Annotated in this window: 18 protein-coding genes; 14 read left to right on the forward strand and 4 right to left on the reverse strand. The window is 51.3% G+C overall.

Features of this window, described 5'->3' with window-relative positions:
• The first annotated feature begins 13 nt into the window (after positions 1-13).
• The 7 genes from ACOTX5_RS10590 (at position 14) to ACOTX5_RS10620 (ending at position 8,246) form a co-directional block, all read left to right on the forward strand.
• Positions 14-1,267 carry an HlyD family secretion protein gene (locus tag ACOTX5_RS10590; protein WP_032624257.1) on the forward strand — a complete coding sequence of 418 codons (1,254 nt, stop codon included), beginning with the start codon at positions 14-16 and terminating at the stop codon, positions 1,265-1,267.
• On the forward strand, positions 1,267-3,474 hold the full coding sequence (locus ACOTX5_RS10595; protein WP_047727094.1) for a peptidase domain-containing ABC transporter: 2,208 nt from the start codon (positions 1,267-1,269) through the stop codon (positions 3,472-3,474). The genes ACOTX5_RS10590 and ACOTX5_RS10595 overlap by 1 nt, the downstream gene beginning before the upstream one ends.
• A gap of 11 nt (positions 3,475-3,485) precedes the next feature.
• Positions 3,486-3,713 (forward strand): GNAT family N-acetyltransferase, encoded by a 228-nt coding sequence (locus tag ACOTX5_RS10600; RefSeq protein WP_254909581.1) that lies wholly within the window; start codon positions 3,486-3,488, stop codon positions 3,711-3,713.
• A gap of 134 nt (positions 3,714-3,847) precedes the next feature.
• Positions 3,848-4,843, forward strand: coding sequence for an alpha/beta fold hydrolase (locus ACOTX5_RS10605; protein ID WP_032634395.1), 996 nt, complete (start codon positions 3,848-3,850; stop codon positions 4,841-4,843).
• Positions 4,844-4,887: 44 nt separating this feature from the next.
• Positions 4,888-5,628, forward strand: coding sequence for a response regulator (locus ACOTX5_RS10610; RefSeq protein ID WP_017382353.1), 741 nt, complete (start codon positions 4,888-4,890; stop codon positions 5,626-5,628).
• Complete coding sequence (locus tag ACOTX5_RS10615; protein WP_017693422.1) at positions 5,625-6,920, forward strand: ATP-binding protein; 1,296 nt, start codon at positions 5,625-5,627, stop codon at positions 6,918-6,920. Before ACOTX5_RS10610 ends, ACOTX5_RS10615 begins: the two co-directional genes overlap by 4 nt.
• 135 nt (positions 6,921-7,055) lie before the next feature.
• The gene (locus tag ACOTX5_RS10620) at positions 7,056-8,246 is read left to right on the forward strand and encodes a cytochrome c biogenesis protein/redoxin (protein ID WP_017382351.1); all 1,191 of its coding nucleotides are present in this window, start codon (positions 7,056-7,058) and stop codon (positions 8,244-8,246) included.
• 6 nt (positions 8,247-8,252) lie between these two features.
• Here the strand turns inward: ACOTX5_RS10620 and tam are convergent, their stop codons facing one another.
• Together tam and ACOTX5_RS10630 are read right to left on the reverse strand one after the other, a co-directional pair.
• Positions 8,253-9,011 carry a trans-aconitate 2-methyltransferase gene (tam, locus tag ACOTX5_RS10625; RefSeq protein WP_023296628.1) on the reverse strand — a complete coding sequence of 253 codons (759 nt, stop codon included), beginning with the start codon at positions 9,009-9,011 and terminating at the stop codon, positions 8,253-8,255.
• An 84-nt stretch (positions 9,012-9,095) separates the two neighbouring features.
• Positions 9,096-9,680, reverse strand: coding sequence for an NUDIX domain-containing protein (locus tag ACOTX5_RS10630; RefSeq protein WP_017382349.1), 585 nt, complete (start codon positions 9,678-9,680; stop codon positions 9,096-9,098).
• 86 nt (positions 9,681-9,766) lie between these two features.
• Here ACOTX5_RS10630 and ACOTX5_RS10635 point away from each other — a divergent pair, with 86 nt between their 5' ends.
• Together ACOTX5_RS10635 and ACOTX5_RS10640 are read left to right on the forward strand one after the other, a co-directional pair.
• The gene (locus ACOTX5_RS10635) at positions 9,767-10,525 is read left to right on the forward strand and encodes a DeoR/GlpR family DNA-binding transcription regulator (protein ID WP_015570520.1); all 759 of its coding nucleotides are present in this window, start codon (positions 9,767-9,769) and stop codon (positions 10,523-10,525) included.
• 104 nt (positions 10,526-10,629) lie between these two features.
• A complete protein-coding gene (locus ACOTX5_RS10640) occupies positions 10,630-11,922 on the forward strand; it encodes a glycoside hydrolase family 28 protein (RefSeq protein ID WP_023303742.1) in 1,293 nt (430 codons plus the stop codon).
• Between the two features lie 185 nt (positions 11,923-12,107).
• Here ACOTX5_RS10640 and ACOTX5_RS10645 read toward each other — a convergent pair whose 3' ends face one another.
• Both ACOTX5_RS10645 and ACOTX5_RS10650 read right to left on the reverse strand, forming a co-directional pair.
• Positions 12,108-12,503, reverse strand: coding sequence for a hypothetical protein (locus ACOTX5_RS10645; protein WP_058671973.1), 396 nt, complete (start codon positions 12,501-12,503; stop codon positions 12,108-12,110).
• A gap of 156 nt (positions 12,504-12,659) precedes the next feature.
• Entirely contained in the window at positions 12,660-12,887 is a 228-nt protein-coding gene (locus ACOTX5_RS10650) for a hypothetical protein (RefSeq protein ID WP_065944869.1), read from the reverse strand.
• Between the two features lie 142 nt (positions 12,888-13,029).
• On the opposite strand from ACOTX5_RS10650, the gene ACOTX5_RS10655 reads away from it, so the two are divergent.
• From ACOTX5_RS10655 to ACOTX5_RS10675, 5 genes are read left to right on the forward strand one after another with little or no spacing between them, the layout of a single operon-like run.
• Positions 13,030-13,227, forward strand: a complete 198-nt coding sequence (locus ACOTX5_RS10655; RefSeq protein WP_065944868.1) for a hypothetical protein — start codon at positions 13,030-13,032, stop codon at positions 13,225-13,227.
• Positions 13,218-14,390 carry a replication initiation factor domain-containing protein gene (locus ACOTX5_RS10660; RefSeq protein ID WP_234101226.1) on the forward strand — a complete coding sequence of 391 codons (1,173 nt, stop codon included), beginning with the start codon at positions 13,218-13,220 and terminating at the stop codon, positions 14,388-14,390. The genes ACOTX5_RS10655 and ACOTX5_RS10660 overlap by 10 nt, the downstream gene beginning before the upstream one ends.
• A 12-nt stretch (positions 14,391-14,402) precedes the next feature.
• The gene (locus ACOTX5_RS10665) at positions 14,403-14,738 is read left to right on the forward strand and encodes a hypothetical protein (protein WP_065944866.1); all 336 of its coding nucleotides are present in this window, start codon (positions 14,403-14,405) and stop codon (positions 14,736-14,738) included.
• Between the two features lie 30 nt (positions 14,739-14,768).
• Positions 14,769-15,035, forward strand: a complete 267-nt coding sequence (locus ACOTX5_RS10670; protein ID WP_234101227.1) for a hypothetical protein — start codon at positions 14,769-14,771, stop codon at positions 15,033-15,035.
• Positions 15,036-15,046: 11 nt separating this feature from the next.
• A complete protein-coding gene (locus ACOTX5_RS10675; RefSeq protein ID WP_023277127.1) occupies positions 15,047-15,295 on the forward strand; it encodes a hypothetical protein in 249 nt (82 codons plus the stop codon).

The following is a 15,295-nucleotide window of genomic DNA, read 5'->3' on the forward strand; positions in this document are numbered from 1 at the left end:
GGGTATTTGGGATATGAATATCTTCAGGGAAGAGGCTTTAAATCATCAAACAGATTCTGATTATGGTGAGATTGTTTTACCTGCGTCATTCGGTTTATCAGTAAGCGCACTCACAACGTTATTCATATTTCTGTGCCTGATACTCTTTATTCTTTATGGTAGCTATACACGTAAGGCTCACCTTTCCGGAATCGTTATGCCCTCATCCGGGCTGGTAAAAATCACTCCTCAATATGCTGGCTACGTAACCAAATTGACCGCCTCAGAAGGTCAACACATTATTGCCGGTGAGACTCTTTATCATATCAGCGGTGAACATTTCAACGAACAGGGGGCAGGTACACTCGCTGCTATAAGACTTTCCCTACAAACTCAGTTTACAATGCTGACTTCTCAACAGACCCTGGAATTGCGTGACAACAGTCAGCAGCAGCATGCCATACAACAGCGAATAGTTTCCCTGAAACCTCAGGTTAAAAGTGCAGAAAAGCGTCTGTCACTTGCCGTGCATCAGGCTGCGCTGGCCGTGTCTGTTATGGAGCGCTATAAGAAACTTGCTGATACGCATTACGTATCAGATATCGAATACCAGCAGAAGCAGATTGACGTTTCAACGTCACAGCAAAACGTTGAGGATCAGCGTCAGGGGCTTCTGCAACTGCACACCGCGATGGAGGCTGCTAAAGACGACCTTGACCATCTCATCGTTCAGGGTGAAAGCCGGAAGGCTGAAATGGACAGGCAGTTGCAGGTGATCAGGCAACAGCAGGACGAACTGGCAGGTAAGGAAAATTTCACGCTGACTTCACCGGTATCCGGAACCGTTGCTGCCGTGCTGGTCAGACAGGGACAGTCTGTCAGGGCATCTGAACCTGTCATGACCCTCATTCCCGACAATGCCCGTTTGCAGATAGAACTCTATGCTACCAGTCAGAATGCTGGCTTTATTCAGGCGGGGCAGCGTGTTGCCCTGCGGTTCTCTGCCTTCCCCTATCAGAAGTTTGGTGTGCAGTACGGGACTATCCGTGAAATAAGCCATACAACGCTGACATCTTCTGATTTACTCTCCGTATCTCCTGTGACCTGGAAGGAGAATGAAGGTCATTACCGCGTCATCGTTGAACCTGAAAATACTTTTATTCTGGCTTATGGGAAACAGGAAGCCCTGCGCCCCGGCATGGTTCTTGAGGGGGATGTCAGCCTGGATACCCGCAATTTGTGGGAGTGGCTGACTGAGCCGCTCTGGAGCCTGAAAGGAAAGCTGTGATGGATACACTTAAATGGACCGGGAGAAAACAGCTTCCTCTCACCCGACAGACAGAGTCAGCGGAATGTGGTCTGGCATGCCTGGTCATGATGGCCTGCTGGCATGGTCTGCAAACAGACTTACCCACACTGCGCGAACGTTTCAGTATCAGCTCACAAGGGATGACCCTGCAGAGACTGACTGAATGTGCGGCCGGTATCGGATTATCCAGCCGGGCAGTTCGGCTGGAGCTTGAGGACCTAAGATCCCTTTCTCTCCCGTGTATTCTCCACTGGAACATGAATCATTTTGTTGTGCTACATAAAGTTCGCGGAAGCAGGCTGGTTATTCATGATCCGGAAAAGGGAAAAGTAACGCTCTCCCTACAGGATGCTGGAAAACATTTCACCGGCGTCGCGCTGGAGCTGATGCCAGCCAGTGATTTTACCGCTCGGGATGAAAGGAAAAAAATCCATCTGCGCCAACTGACAGGTAAAACACCGGGTCTGTTGTCGGCAATGTCGCGAATTATCGTTTTTGCCGTGGCACTCGAAATCCTGACACTGGGAAGCCCGCTTCTCAACCAGCTGGTGATTGATGAAGTCCTGGTGGCTGCCGACCAGAGTTTGTTGACCGTCATTATTATTGCGCTTCTGCTGATGTCACTGACCCAGATGCTGCTGTCACTGGCCCGCCAGTGGGCGAGTATTACACTGTCCGTCAATTTTAACATGCAGTGGACAGCACGGGTTTTCCATCATCTGGTCCATCTTCCTCTGGCCTGGTTTGATGCACGCAGTAAGGGGAGTATTAATGCTCGTTTTGAGGCGGTAGATACCATCCAGCAGGCGCTGACTACGCAAGTGCTGGAAGGTATTCTGGATGTGTTGCTCGTGGTGACTGCGCTTTGCATGATGCTGCTGTACAGTCCTGAAATGACATTGATCGCCGTACTTGCAGCCATTTTCTATGGTGTGTTGAGGGCACTGTGGTATCCGTCCCTTCGACAGTCGGCAGAAGATGCCTGGGATGCAGCTGCCAAGGAGTCCGGGCATTTTCTTGAAACACTCAACGGGATCCTCAGCCTGAGAATTAACGGTGTGACGGCACATCGTGAGGCCGCCTGGCTGAATCTCAACGTTGCCCGCAGAAATACGCAGTTGCGTCAGAGCCGTCTGCTGATGTGCTATGACATTGCTCACACTCTTACCGGCAGCGTGGTATCAGCAATCATTTTGTGGAAAGGCGCCGGGGAGGTATTGAATGGAACCTTCACCGTCGGCATGCTGGTTGCTTATTTATCCTATCAGACGCGTTTTTCTTCCAGTATCAGTAGCCTGACTGATAAGTTTTTTTCCTGGCGTATGCTCGATGTTTACAACGAACGACTGGCTGATATTGTACTGACCCCGACAGAAGGCCTTCAGCAACAGCCTTTTCGTGAGCATAACAACGCTTCGCACATTCCTTCTGTATCCCGCAGGGAGATGGATGAATATGCTCATGCTCCTCTAGTACTTGAGCACATCATCTTCAGCCACAAGGGAGGGGAAAATCCGATAATCGGCGGGGTGTCGCTGACACTCAATCCCGGAGAAGTCGTTGCCATTACAGGTAAATCCGGATGCGGGAAAACGACACTGGTGAAGCTTATCCTTGGGATCCACATCCCTGATGAGGGCAGGATCAGGGCATTTGGCATATTGCATACGCATCCGGATTATTTTCAGGTTCGTCAGCGTATCGGTACCGTACTGCAGGATGACCATCTTTTCAAAGGTTCTGTAGCAGATAACATTATTTTTTTCAGTGATGACCGAAATTATGAACGAATGATCCAGTGCGCAAGACTGGCACTTATCGACAGCGATGTTATGGCAATGCCGATGGGGTATCAGACGCTGATTGGTGAAACCGGCGGAGGGCTTTCCGGAGGACAAAAACAACGCATTCTGCTGGCAAGGGCGTTGTACAAGAAACCGGGATTCCTGTTACTGGATGAAGCGACCAGCCACCTTGATGTTGAGAGTGAAATCCGGATAAGCCAGACCTTACGTCAACTGGGGCTTCCTGTTCTGCTGATAGCCCATCGCCCGGAAACCATAGCCTCTGCAGACCGGGTTTTGTATCTGGCAGACGGCTACTTAACGGAGCTGAATCTCCAGCATACAGTCAATAATGGCGAGTCTGTTTGTGAATATACTAATGACGTGATGGCAAAAAATTAACCTTAACGTACATAATTTTCGATATCCAAACTTACCCCTATCTGGAAGATCTATTTGTTGACGCTGCCGAACGTGGCGCAGGGGCGGGTAAAGCGCTTATCGACGCCCTGATCGATGAGGGTAAGCGGGAAGGGTGGTCAAAACTCTACTGGGTAACCCGCATGCACAATCCGGCGCGTAAGCTGTATGACCACTATGGTGAAGCCGACGATTACGTCCGGTACCGAATCACCCCTTAACCGGGTTTGTATCACACTGTATCTGCGTCTGTGATACATACACAGGTATGCAATAAAGCCGCATCCGCACACATCCTTTATACAAACGCATGGTGATATATCTCCGCCAACTGAACTCACCCGGAGATAACATCATGTTTAATAAACTCGCATACTCAGCCGTCGCCCTGACCGTTTCACTTGGCACCGTGATGTCCTGTCAGGCAGAAGCGACAGGTAAGGATTACGCGTCGGCCTTTAATCAGGTTAAACAGATTAACGCTGGCGATTTGAACGTCGGTTACGTCGATATCGGGCCAAAAGAGGGGCAACCGGTGATCCTGCTGCATGGCTGGCCGTACGACATTCACAGTTATGCAGAAGTGGCCCCCGCGCTGGCCGCAAAGGGGTATCGTGTCATTGTGCCGTCCCTGCGCGGGTACGGCACCACGCGCTTTATTTCTGAAAAAACGCCGCGAAACGGCCAGCCTGCGGCGATGGCAAAAGACATCGTCAACCTGATGGACGCCCTGAATATCAGACAGGCGGTGTTTGCCGGTTATGACTGGGGGGCGCGTACGGCGGATATCGTTGCGGCGCTCTGGCCGGAACGCGTGAAATCGCTGGTCTCGGTGAGTGGCTACCTGATCAGCAGCCAGGCGATTGGCAAACAGCCTTTACCGCCGAAGGCAGAGGTTCAGTGGTGGTATCAGTTCTATTTCGCCACGCCGCGCGGTGCGGAAGGCTATGCTAAAAATACGCACGATTTTGCCCGGTTGATTTGGTCCCAGGCTTCGCCTGACTGGAAATTCAGCGATGCCACCTTCAATGCGAGCGCCAAATCCCTCGATAATCCGGACCACGTTGCCGTCACGCTCAGTAATTACCGCTGGCGTCTGGGGCTGGAGAAGGGTGAGCAGAAATATGACGCCTACGAACAAAAGCTGGCTACGCTGCCGAACATTACGGTGCCGACCATCACCATCGAGGGCGGTAACAACGGAGCACCACATCCTGCACCCGCCGCCTATGCGGGGAAATTCACCGGAAAATATGAGCACCGTACTTTCGGCGCAACGGTTGGCCACAACCCGCCGCAGGAAGATCCGCAGGACTTTGTTAACGCCGTTGTCGACGCGGATAAGCTCTGATATGTGCTATTTTCAATCCGTTACCTCTTAATCAGGAGCCTGCGGTGGAGCATATTGATCACATCCTTGTCGTCGATGACGACAGGGATATTCGTGAACTGATTGTCGATTACCTCGTGAAATCCGGCTACCACGCCTCTGGCGCGGCGAACGGGAAAGAGATGCGCGCAGTGCTCGACAAACAGCATATCGACCTGGTGGTGCTGGACGTGATGATGCCCGGCGATGATGGCCTGACGCTGTGTCGGCAGCTGCGCAGCAGCAGGCATAAAGATCTGCCGATCCTGATGCTCACCGCGCGCAACGAGGACACGGACCGGATCCTGGGGCTGGAGATGGGCGCCGACGATTACGTGGTCAAACCGTTTGTGGCCCGCGAACTGCTGGCGCGTATCAAAGCTATCCTGCGTCGTTTTCGTACTATGCCGCCTAATCTTCAGGTGACCGAGGCAGGGCGCCTGGTGGTGTTCGGGGAATGGCAGCTGGATACCGTGGCGCGTCATCTGATTGATAACGAGGGGATGGTTGTGGCGCTCAGCGGGGCGGAATATCGCCTTTTGCGCGTATTCCTCGATCATCCTCAACGGGTGCTGACCCGCGATCAGCTGCTGAACCTGACGCAGGGACGTGATGCCGAGCTGTTTGAACGTTCGATTGATCTCCTGGTGAGCCGCGTGCGACAGCGCCTGAATGAAGATGCTCGCACGCCCGCCTACATTAAAACCGTTCGCAGCGAGGGCTACGTCTTTACCATGCCGGTGACCATCGTCGAGGCCAATGAATGACGCTGTGGCCCCGCACCTTACTGGCCCGGCTGCTGATCATTGTGCTGCTTGGACTCTTGCTGGCTAACGCGCTCAGCCTGACGCTGGTCATGGTTGAGCGAATGCGCAGCGCGCGTACGGTTATGCTGGGCAATCTTGAGAACGACGTGGCGACCAGCGTGGCTATTCTCGACCGGCTTCCGGCCAAAGAGCGGCCAGAGTGGCTGGAACGGCTCAGTCGCGGTAATTATCGCTATATCCTTGGCCCCGGCGAGGCAGGCGCCGCGCCAACTGACAAGCGCTCGCGGGATGCGATTCGCACCCTGAAAGAGACGCTTTCAGCCCAATATCCGCTTCAGTTTACGGCTGTGCCAGGGCCGATTTCCCATATTCAGGCCCATCTGACGCTCCGCGACGGCGCACCGCTCACCATCGATCTGATCCCGCGCATGCCGCCTGTCGCCAGCTGGTTGCCCGTGGTGCTGGTTCTTCAGCTGTTACTTGTCGCGCTCTGCTCCTGGATTGCCGTGCGCCAGGTTGTCCGGCCCTTCCTGCAATTCACGCGCGCGGTTGATTCCCTCGATCCTGCGGCCCATTCTCCGATGACTGAACAAGGTCCGGTTGAGGTGCGCCAGGCAGCGCACGCTTTTAATGAGATGCAGTCGCGGATACAGACCTATCTGCGTGAACGCGCGCAGATTCTGGCGTCCATTTCTCACGATCTCCAGACGCCCATCACGCGCATGAAGCTGCGGATCGAAATGGCGGATCAGCCCGAACTCCGCGATAAGCTGCTGAGCGACCTGGATAATATGTCGCGCCTTGTACGGGAAGGGATTGCCTATGCCCGGTCATCAGAATCCCTGGAAGAGACCACGCTGAAGCTGGAACTGAACGCGTGGGTTAACAGCATCGCCAGTGATTATCAGGACATTGGTAAAAACGTGCAGTTTCATGCACGCAATGCGCGTCTGCCGATCGTCACTCGTCCCCAGGCATTGCGCAGGGTAATGACCAATCTGCTCGATAATGCGCTGAAGTTTGGCGATAGCGCGGTAATAGAGATTGATGAAAATGAAAGGCAGGTAGCGATCCGCATTATGGATAACGGCCCTGGCATCCCGGAGGCAGAACTGGAGGCGGTGTTACAGCCGTTCTACCGGGTTGAAACCTCGCGCAACCGGGAAACGGGCGGCACCGGGTTAGGCCTCGCCATTGCCGCGCAGCTCACCGCCCAGCTTGATGGGAAATTGCATCTTGCAAACCGGGCAGAGGGAGGGCTGGCCGTAAGCGTGACCCTTCCGCGCGGTTAATTGTACGCCTGTGTATCTGCACGCCGCGCCGATACGCCGGCAGACAAAATACAGCTTTTCGCACACGGCCTGAACACATTCGTACGGTGAAATAACCTCACTGCACCTTCGCAGCAACCGTATCGTGAGGTCGTTATGTTTCTGATAATCGCTTTTTTAGGCGGCATGATTAGCCTGCTCAGTCCGTGCACGCTTCCCGTCATTCCTCTGCTGTTCGCTGGCTTTCAGGGGCAGCGCAAACACATTCTGGCGCTTCTGGCGGGAATGATTGTGATGTTCACGTTGGTGGCGATGGTAGTAACGGTTGCCAGCGAGTGGATCGCTGACGCCACCATTATCGGTCGCTGGATTGCGCTGCTGGTACTGAGCATTGCCGCCCTGGCCCTGATCTTTCCGCAGTTCGCTCAGCGCATTGCCCGCCCGGCGGTCAGCGCGGGAAACGTTCTCAACACCCACAGCATGCAGCGACGCGGCCTGGTTTCGGCTTTTCTGGCAGGGCTGGCCGTCGGGCTGCTGTGGTCCCCCTGTGCTGGACCGATTCTCGGGGCGATCTTCAGCATTAATATTGCGGGCCACTCGGCTATCGCAACCGGAGCGCTGTTAGCCGCTTACGGCAGCGGGTGCGCGTTGATGCTGGGGCTGCTTGTCGCGGGGGGCCGTAAGTTGATAACCCCTCTGAGAGCCAAATCCGCATTGATGGCGCGTTTGCGTCAGGGAGCGGGAGTGATGATGTTAGCCGCCGTTGCGTTCAACGCCAGCGGGATGACCTCAGCCCTGAAAGGCGCCAACGGTATTGCCGACCAGCTGGAAAATGCCCTGTTGAGCCTTGCGCAACCCACCTCCACGCAGGTGAAACTGCAACCGGTCGCTGACGCGACGCCGGGCAGCCAGCTACCGTCATTAAGCGGCGGTACGGGTTGGGTAAACGGTGACCCTGTCACGTCTGAGGCCTTGCGGGGGAAAGTTGTGCTTATCGATTTCTGGACCTGGGACTGTATCAACTGCCAGCATACGCTTCCGCACGTGCGTGACTGGGCGAAGAAATATCAGTCTGAAGGTCTGGTAGTGATTGGCGTCCACACCCCGGAATACCCCTGGGAAAAGCCGTTATCATCGGTGAAAAACGCGGTCAACAAATGGCAGCTGCCGTACCGCGTAGTGACGGATAATAACTACAAAATCTGGAGCGCGTTCGGAAATCAGTACTGGCCAGCACATTACTATTTCGATGCGAAAGGGCAACTGCGTTACACCGCGTTTGGCGAGGGGAACTACGACAAGCAGGAGGCCGTAATTCAGCAGTTGCTCAAGGAAGCGCGTTCCTGATCCGGCTTACGGAACCCGCTGAGCGACCATAAACAGGCGCGGAAAAGCCAGCAGTATCTGCCCGTTCTCCTGGAGCGGATACTGCTCTTCCAGCAGCTCAAGGTAGCGTTTCAGATAGTTTTTCTGCTCGCTTTCGTTGAGTTCCTGTAACCACGGCCGTAACCCCGTCGCGCTGACCCAGTCAATAATCGCCTGATGAGAGCTCATCTGATGGAAGTAGGTGGTGCGCCAGATATCCACGTCGCATCCCGCTTCCGTCAGAATATCGTAGTAGGCATGGATACCCGGCAATGGCTCGCGGCCACGATCGGGGTAGCCCTGTTCCCAGGCAACTTCACGCATAAGGGCGTGCGTCGGCTCAAGCCAGTTGTCAGGCATTTGCACCGCCAGCACGCCGTTTAACTGGAGCAGTGAAACCAGGTGTGGCAGAAGGTGGTAATGGTCCGGGATCCATTGCAGTGAGGCGTTGGCGTAGATCAGGCTGAGCGGCTGGTCAGGTTTGTAGTGCCGGATATCCGCCTCAACAAAGTGGCAGTCTGGCAGGGCCTGTCGGGCTTCCTCCAGCATGGCCGGGGAGTTATCCACGCCGGCGATCTGCGCAGAAGGCCAGCGCTGTTTCAGCAGCGCGGTGCTGTTGCCTGGCCCGCAGCCCAAATCCACGCCAGAGGTTATGTCAGCAAGCGGCACCCGGGCGAGTAACTCAGCGGCGGGACGTGTGCGTTCTGCGCTGTACTGTAGATAAAGAGAGGGATCCCAGTCGGCCATTTTCGCATCTCCATGTTGAGGTGTTCAGCAAGAATAGCACAGGTAAATACCTGCGCCGGGGCAGGTATCTGGCTAATGGTGAGATTATAAAATGCCTTTGAGGGCCAGGTGATAGAGCAGCATGATGGTTTTTCCGTCGACAATCTGCCCATTTTCAATGCCCCGAAGCGCGTCGTCCAGCGTCATTTCCAGTACGTCGATATCTTCTCCCTCTGCTTTAACGCCTCCGCCCGCGCTGGTCCGATCCTGCGGGTGATATTCCGCCAGATAGAAGTAGAGTTTCTCGGTAACCGAGCCCGGGCTCATATAGGCCTCAAAAATTTTCTCTACGCGCGTCACCTTATACCCGGTTTCTTCTTCCGCTTCGGCCTTAATCCGGCTTTCCGGGTCAAGGTTATCGAGCAACCCGGCGGCCGCCTCAATGAGATCCTCTTCGTGACCATTTATAAACACCGGGAAACGGAACTGACGCGTCAGAATGACGGTTTTGCTGTCGCGATTATAGAGCAGGATCGTCGCGCCATTCCCCCGGTCATACACTTCACGCTCTTGTCGCTGCCAGTCGCCATCGCTGCGCTGGAGGTCAAAAGTATATTTTTTCAGGTTATACCAGTTGTCGGACAACGTTTCGCTGTTGATAATGCGTATATCTGCACGTTTTGATTGCACGTTTGGCTCTCCTCTCGTAGAGTAAGCATCATAAACAGCACTATCGTGCAAATACAAGACATATCGTGCAACAACAGGAATAATTCATGCTCACAAGCCAGCGTAAACAGTTGATTCTGGAAAAACTGGAGGCGGAAGGTCAGGTCCAGTCTACTGCGCTCAGCCTCTTTTTCTCGGTGTCTGAGGACACTATCCGCCGGGATTTACGTGAACTGGCGGCAGAAGGGCGTTTGCAGCGTGTTCACGGCGGCGCACTGCCAGCATCGTCAGCGATTGCGCCTTTTGCCGAGCGTCAGTCCGTTAAAATGGATGCAAAAAAACGCGTGGCACGGCGAGGCGCGCAGCTCATTTCACCGGGGCAGGTGGTGATCATTGATGGCGGGACGACCACCTCCGAACTTATTACGTTCTTACCACCCGATTTACGGATAACCGTGGTGACGCACAGCCCGGGTATCGCTTTGGGGCTGGTCGACCATCCATGCATAGAGGTGATCCTGATTGGTGGTCGTTTGTATAAACACTCCATCGTCACGGTCGGCGCGGCCGCTATTGAAGGCATCAATAATATTCATGCGGATCTGTTCTTCATGGGGGTCACCGGCGTCCATCCTGAGGCCGGGCTGACCACCGGAGATTACGAAGAAGCGTGCATCAAACGTGCATTTTCCGGTAGAGCGGCGGAAACGGTGGTATTGGCCTCACCGGAAAAGATCAACACGGCCTCGGCGTTTGTGATTGGCGACCTGTCGCTGGTGAATACGCTGGTTGTTGAAAACACAACGGATGAACGCTGGGTGAGCGCTCTGAAAGAAAAGGGCGTTGCGGTGATCGCAAGCCAGTAAATATCTGCTTTTTTGCCAGCCTGACCGCGTGGCTGTCAAACAGACAAAGGTTATCCTTCACGCGGATTTCTAGACTAAGGCTTTCATCTGTTTAAGGACAAGCCATGAAAGCGGTCTCCATTCTGACGTGCGGCGCGGACCCAACCGCGCAACGCCTGTCAACGTCTGCCATTCAGCAGGCCATAAATACCGCTCAACAGAACGATGTCATTGTTATTCCGCAAGGCCGTTTTCTGACCGGAGCACTGTTCCTGAAAAGCGGTGTTTCGCTTCGCCTGGACGCTGGCGCACAGCTCGTTGGAAGCCAGGATCTGGCTGATTATCCATTGATAAACACCCGGGTGGCCGGCATTGATATGCGCTGGCCGGCAGGCATTATTAATATCATCGATTGTGAAAACGTCAGTATTACCGGTACAGGCACAATAGACGGGCAGGGTGTTATCTGGTGGCAACGCTTCTGGGGCGATGACGAGCGCAGCGGCATGGTCGGCGATTACAGCGCCAGAGGATTGCGCTGGGTGGTTGATTACGACTGTCAGCGCCCGCGCAATATTCTGGTCTTTGAAAGCCAGAGCATTCTGCTGCGTGATTTTACCAGTCGGGAGTCCGGATTCTGGAACATGCATCTTTGTTATTCGCGCCATATCACGGTTGAGGGCGTGCAAATCAGCAATTCTGCGGGGCCGAGCACCGACGGGATCGATATCGATTCCTGTGAACAGGTGCGGGTTGAACGCTGCATTGTTTCCTGTAATGACGACAATATCTGCATAAAATCAGGACGAGGACGCGAAGCGGCGCAAAAAGCACGTACCGCTAGGGATATAGTGGTTCGCGGTTGTACGCTGAATAAGGGGTCCGGGATCACGCTGGGGAGCGAAACCTCAGGCGGCATTGAACGCGTCCTGATAGAAGATAATGCGTTTAACGGTACGGGCGTCGGGTTTCGCATTAAGTCGGCCCGCAACCGGGGCGGATTTATCCGTGATATCACCGTCCAAAATTTACATCTTACGGACGTGCGTTTTCCGGTGCTGATCCAGCTGAACTGGTTTCCGCAGTACAGCTATGGCGACCGGGGAAATTTATCTGATAAACCAGAACACTGGCGCAAGCTGGCTGAAGGTGTTGAGGGCGAAGCCGGTCTTACTGCGGTCAGCGGACTGACGATTAAAAATATGACGGCGCGTCGCTCAGACAACAAATATTTCTCGCGGGCATTTTTCATTGAGGGGTATCCGGAGCGTCCTGTGACCGGGTTAACGCTGGACGGAATTTTGATTGACGCGTCAGAGTTCGGGAAAATTTCCGGTGTGGATGGGTTGCGCTTTAAGGATGTGCAGGTGACTGCCGTGGAGAACACGCAAGACCGTAACGACAGTTATGAACGTTAAGGGCATAGAATCGATGGACATAATGCGCTGAATGAGCAGAACAAGGATGGGTCCGAAACGGCTGGATTTGTTCTTAATTAATCTTAGTGCGCATAATGTCAACGCGTTATGTTGAAAAGGCCGCTGCGAAAATCGGATCCCGCAGCGGCCTCTTTAGCATAACGTCATTGTGCGAACCTGTGCGGTTACGCTTTCCCATCGATGCTATTATTCATATAGAAATCAGCGAATAACATATCAGTTTCTAGATCTGAAAATGCCTCTTGTATTGTGCCATTCGCTAAGTTGATCTTTAGTCTCGCAATCGGTAACGAGTAGATATCTTTAACAAGCTTCTTGGTTGGTTTGTGCGCCTTAAAAATCTCATAAGCCACATCTGCTAGCTTTGGATCTTTTTTGTCTTCTATGCTGGATATGAAGATACCAGCAGCGAGTATTTTTTGAGATTTATTCCTAATTCCAACGATATACGCAGTTTTTAATGCGTTATACGCCTCTTCAGCCTTAATGCCAGTTTTTACATCATACTTGGTTTGTGTTGGTCCTGTGTAAATGCATAGTGAAATAGGGATGTTTAACATTTGCTATCCTTTTGCGGTTAGTTTTTAGGCAAGTTGCTGTTCATTTCTTCCAATTTATCAAGCGTCCCAAGGTATACCCCCGTCCTGTAAAACGGGGGTAGTCTCAGGATAACTACGGGCTATCAGGCCACTCCAACCTAACTTTTAATGTCAAAGTCAGCTCTGCTGTTCGTTTTTTTCATTAGCTGCGACTTTGTTAGCAGCTTTTGCTTTTGACTTTAGATCTTCACAAGCATCTTTTGCATATGAATCAATTAGATAGTTAACAATATCAGTCCAAGTTATAGACGTTTTTGTTGCATGACTTGCTTCTATCGCCATTCTTTCCAGTCGCAATTTTTTTTCTTGCGATATTGATATAGTCGTTCTCTTATTTTTCTGCATATAAATCAATCTCTTAAAATCAATCAATTGTATTCAAGTATATATGAATGACAAAAAAACACTCACTTATACTTGCATTCATGAATTCGCGCGTGCTAGATTTTTTTTACTGAATACATGAATACCTGAATACGGACGTCTCATGCAAATCATCTACTTCGACTACACGCCAAATTTTGGAGTCAACGCCAGCGTTGGCGGGGAGTGGGATTTTTACCGTTCCTTTGATGAACTGGTAGATGAGTGCACTGGCTTCTATGGTGATGATTTTCTTTTAGTTTCTGTGGTTTTACATTCCGGCTCTTTCGTGGGTTACAGGGAGTCACTGGCATGCAACTGACTGAACGAAATGTGAAAATTGACTATCTGGCCTTCACCATGCCTTTCTGTTCTCTTAAGTCACTTGAAACTTACCCGCATGGGCTGAATGAGTGGCGTAAGTACGGAATTTATCCGACATTTCATAATCATGTATCTCATAGAGATGCTTTTTTTACCGATGTGATTAAAGGCGGTAAATGGTGCCCATCGGACGATGAACTTAATGAACAGGTTCAAAGTTACAGTACCTGCTCAAAAGATGAACTTGAGCAAAAAATAAACGACCTGAACCGGGAAATTTATTTAGCGCGTATGCATCGCCTTAAATTGTGGTTATCTACAGTCTTTGGCCTTCATCTTGGCCCTGAGCGGGACAGGGGCGGCTATAACTATGACCGTTCTGCGCCCCTGTATTCAGTTGATGGTGGTTATGAACATCTTGGAATGGTGTTCTGGGGCGGCAATAATGACACGATTTATATTCAGATTAGCGGTGAGGGCTGTACTCATGTTTTTAATGGTACGTCATCGCATGAAATCTATAACTGGCTCAATCATCTTGATGTAACGATGCTGAAGCGTATCGATCTTGCGGTTGATGATTTTGACGGTGTATTTACTGTTTCTGCCGCCATGCGGGATCATAAATGTGAAGCGTTTTATGGCGGCAAGGGACCAAAACCGGGACTTGGTATTTCTCACAAATATCATGGCGATGGCTCGTTACAGCAGGAAATGATTACTGTTGGTTCCCGTGAATCTCGCGTTTACTGGCGTATTTACAATAAAGCACTTGAACAGAAAGTAGATGATATCTGGCATCGTTCTGAGGCTGAGCTTAAAGGCTTCCCGCTTGAGATACTTCTGGACATAGAAGGGGCTTTTACTGGCCTTTGTGAGTATGCGCAGCAGATAAATCCCGCCAGACCTAAAACTTTTCAGCGTTCTGGAGTCGTTCGGCTGGCGATCAACAGTTTTGAATCTGACGTTCGCTGGCTCAGAAAACAGGCATCGAAGACTATTGCCAGAATTTTTCATCAGCTTGGCAATGATTATGAAGCTGTTTTTTCGTCAATTGTTCGGAAAGAGCACATGGATGATTTAACGCTTAAGTTCAGGACGCCGGATATTTATCAAAGCATTGTGGCTCAAAAATTTTACAACCGTGAATGTGCATTCTAAATGAGGTTATTTATGGAACAGGAAACGCTTAAAGTATTTTTCGTGCAATTTGGCACAATGAAAAATGATAAGACAAATGAAGACTTCAATTGGGGTAATGCGCAGGCATTATCTACTGAATTTGAATCTACGAACAGCTCGTGTGGTTTTGCTCCTGCTAAAGTGAAAATCACACCGGATAACCGTCATGCTATATGTTTAAAAATGCGTGATGATTTGGAAAATGCTTATAAATCCGGAAGGCCTTTCCTTGAAATTATTCCATCTTATGGGCTTAAGGCTTCTAAAGGTGTCATGATTCCGGTAATTGTTGATTATAAAATTGTTGGAAAGCCTGATGTGAAGTGATTATTGGCTTCTCCCATTGAGTGAATTATTATGTCAGATGAAATTATTTTAAAGGCCACAACATGCCATTATAATTATTTTCATGGTGAGTATGGCTGTAATAATATTAATCTGAAATTACCGAGGTCAGAAGTTGTTAAATTAAAGTCTTCGGTAGTTTCTCAGGATAAGCCTGTTCCCGATATTGATTATTCAGTCGCGGCGCAATTCTGGGGGCTGGCTTTTACGACAACCTTTTTCCTGTGGCTCTTTGCAAAGGGAATAGGTGAAATTCTTAAACACGTAAGAAATGCATAAAAGGAGTTTTTATGTTTGTTAAGACTAAACAGGCTTTAACCCGTATTGGTGCTTTTACTCTGGCAGTTGCTGCACCTGCCGTATTTGCTGCTGAAGGTGATGTTGTTGGTGGTAAAGGTATTGACCTTACGCCACTGACTAACAGCGTTAATTTCGGTTCCGTTCTGACCGGAATTATGGCGGTAGCGGGTTCTCTTATTGTTCTGTATGCAGGTTCTGCGGGTGTCCGCTGGATTTTGCGTATGGTTCGTGGCGCTTAA

This window comes from Enterobacter cloacae complex sp. IR5441 (genome assembly GCF_049238215.1).
GTDB classification, from domain to species: domain Bacteria; phylum Pseudomonadota; class Gammaproteobacteria; order Enterobacterales; family Enterobacteriaceae; genus Enterobacter; species Enterobacter hormaechei_C.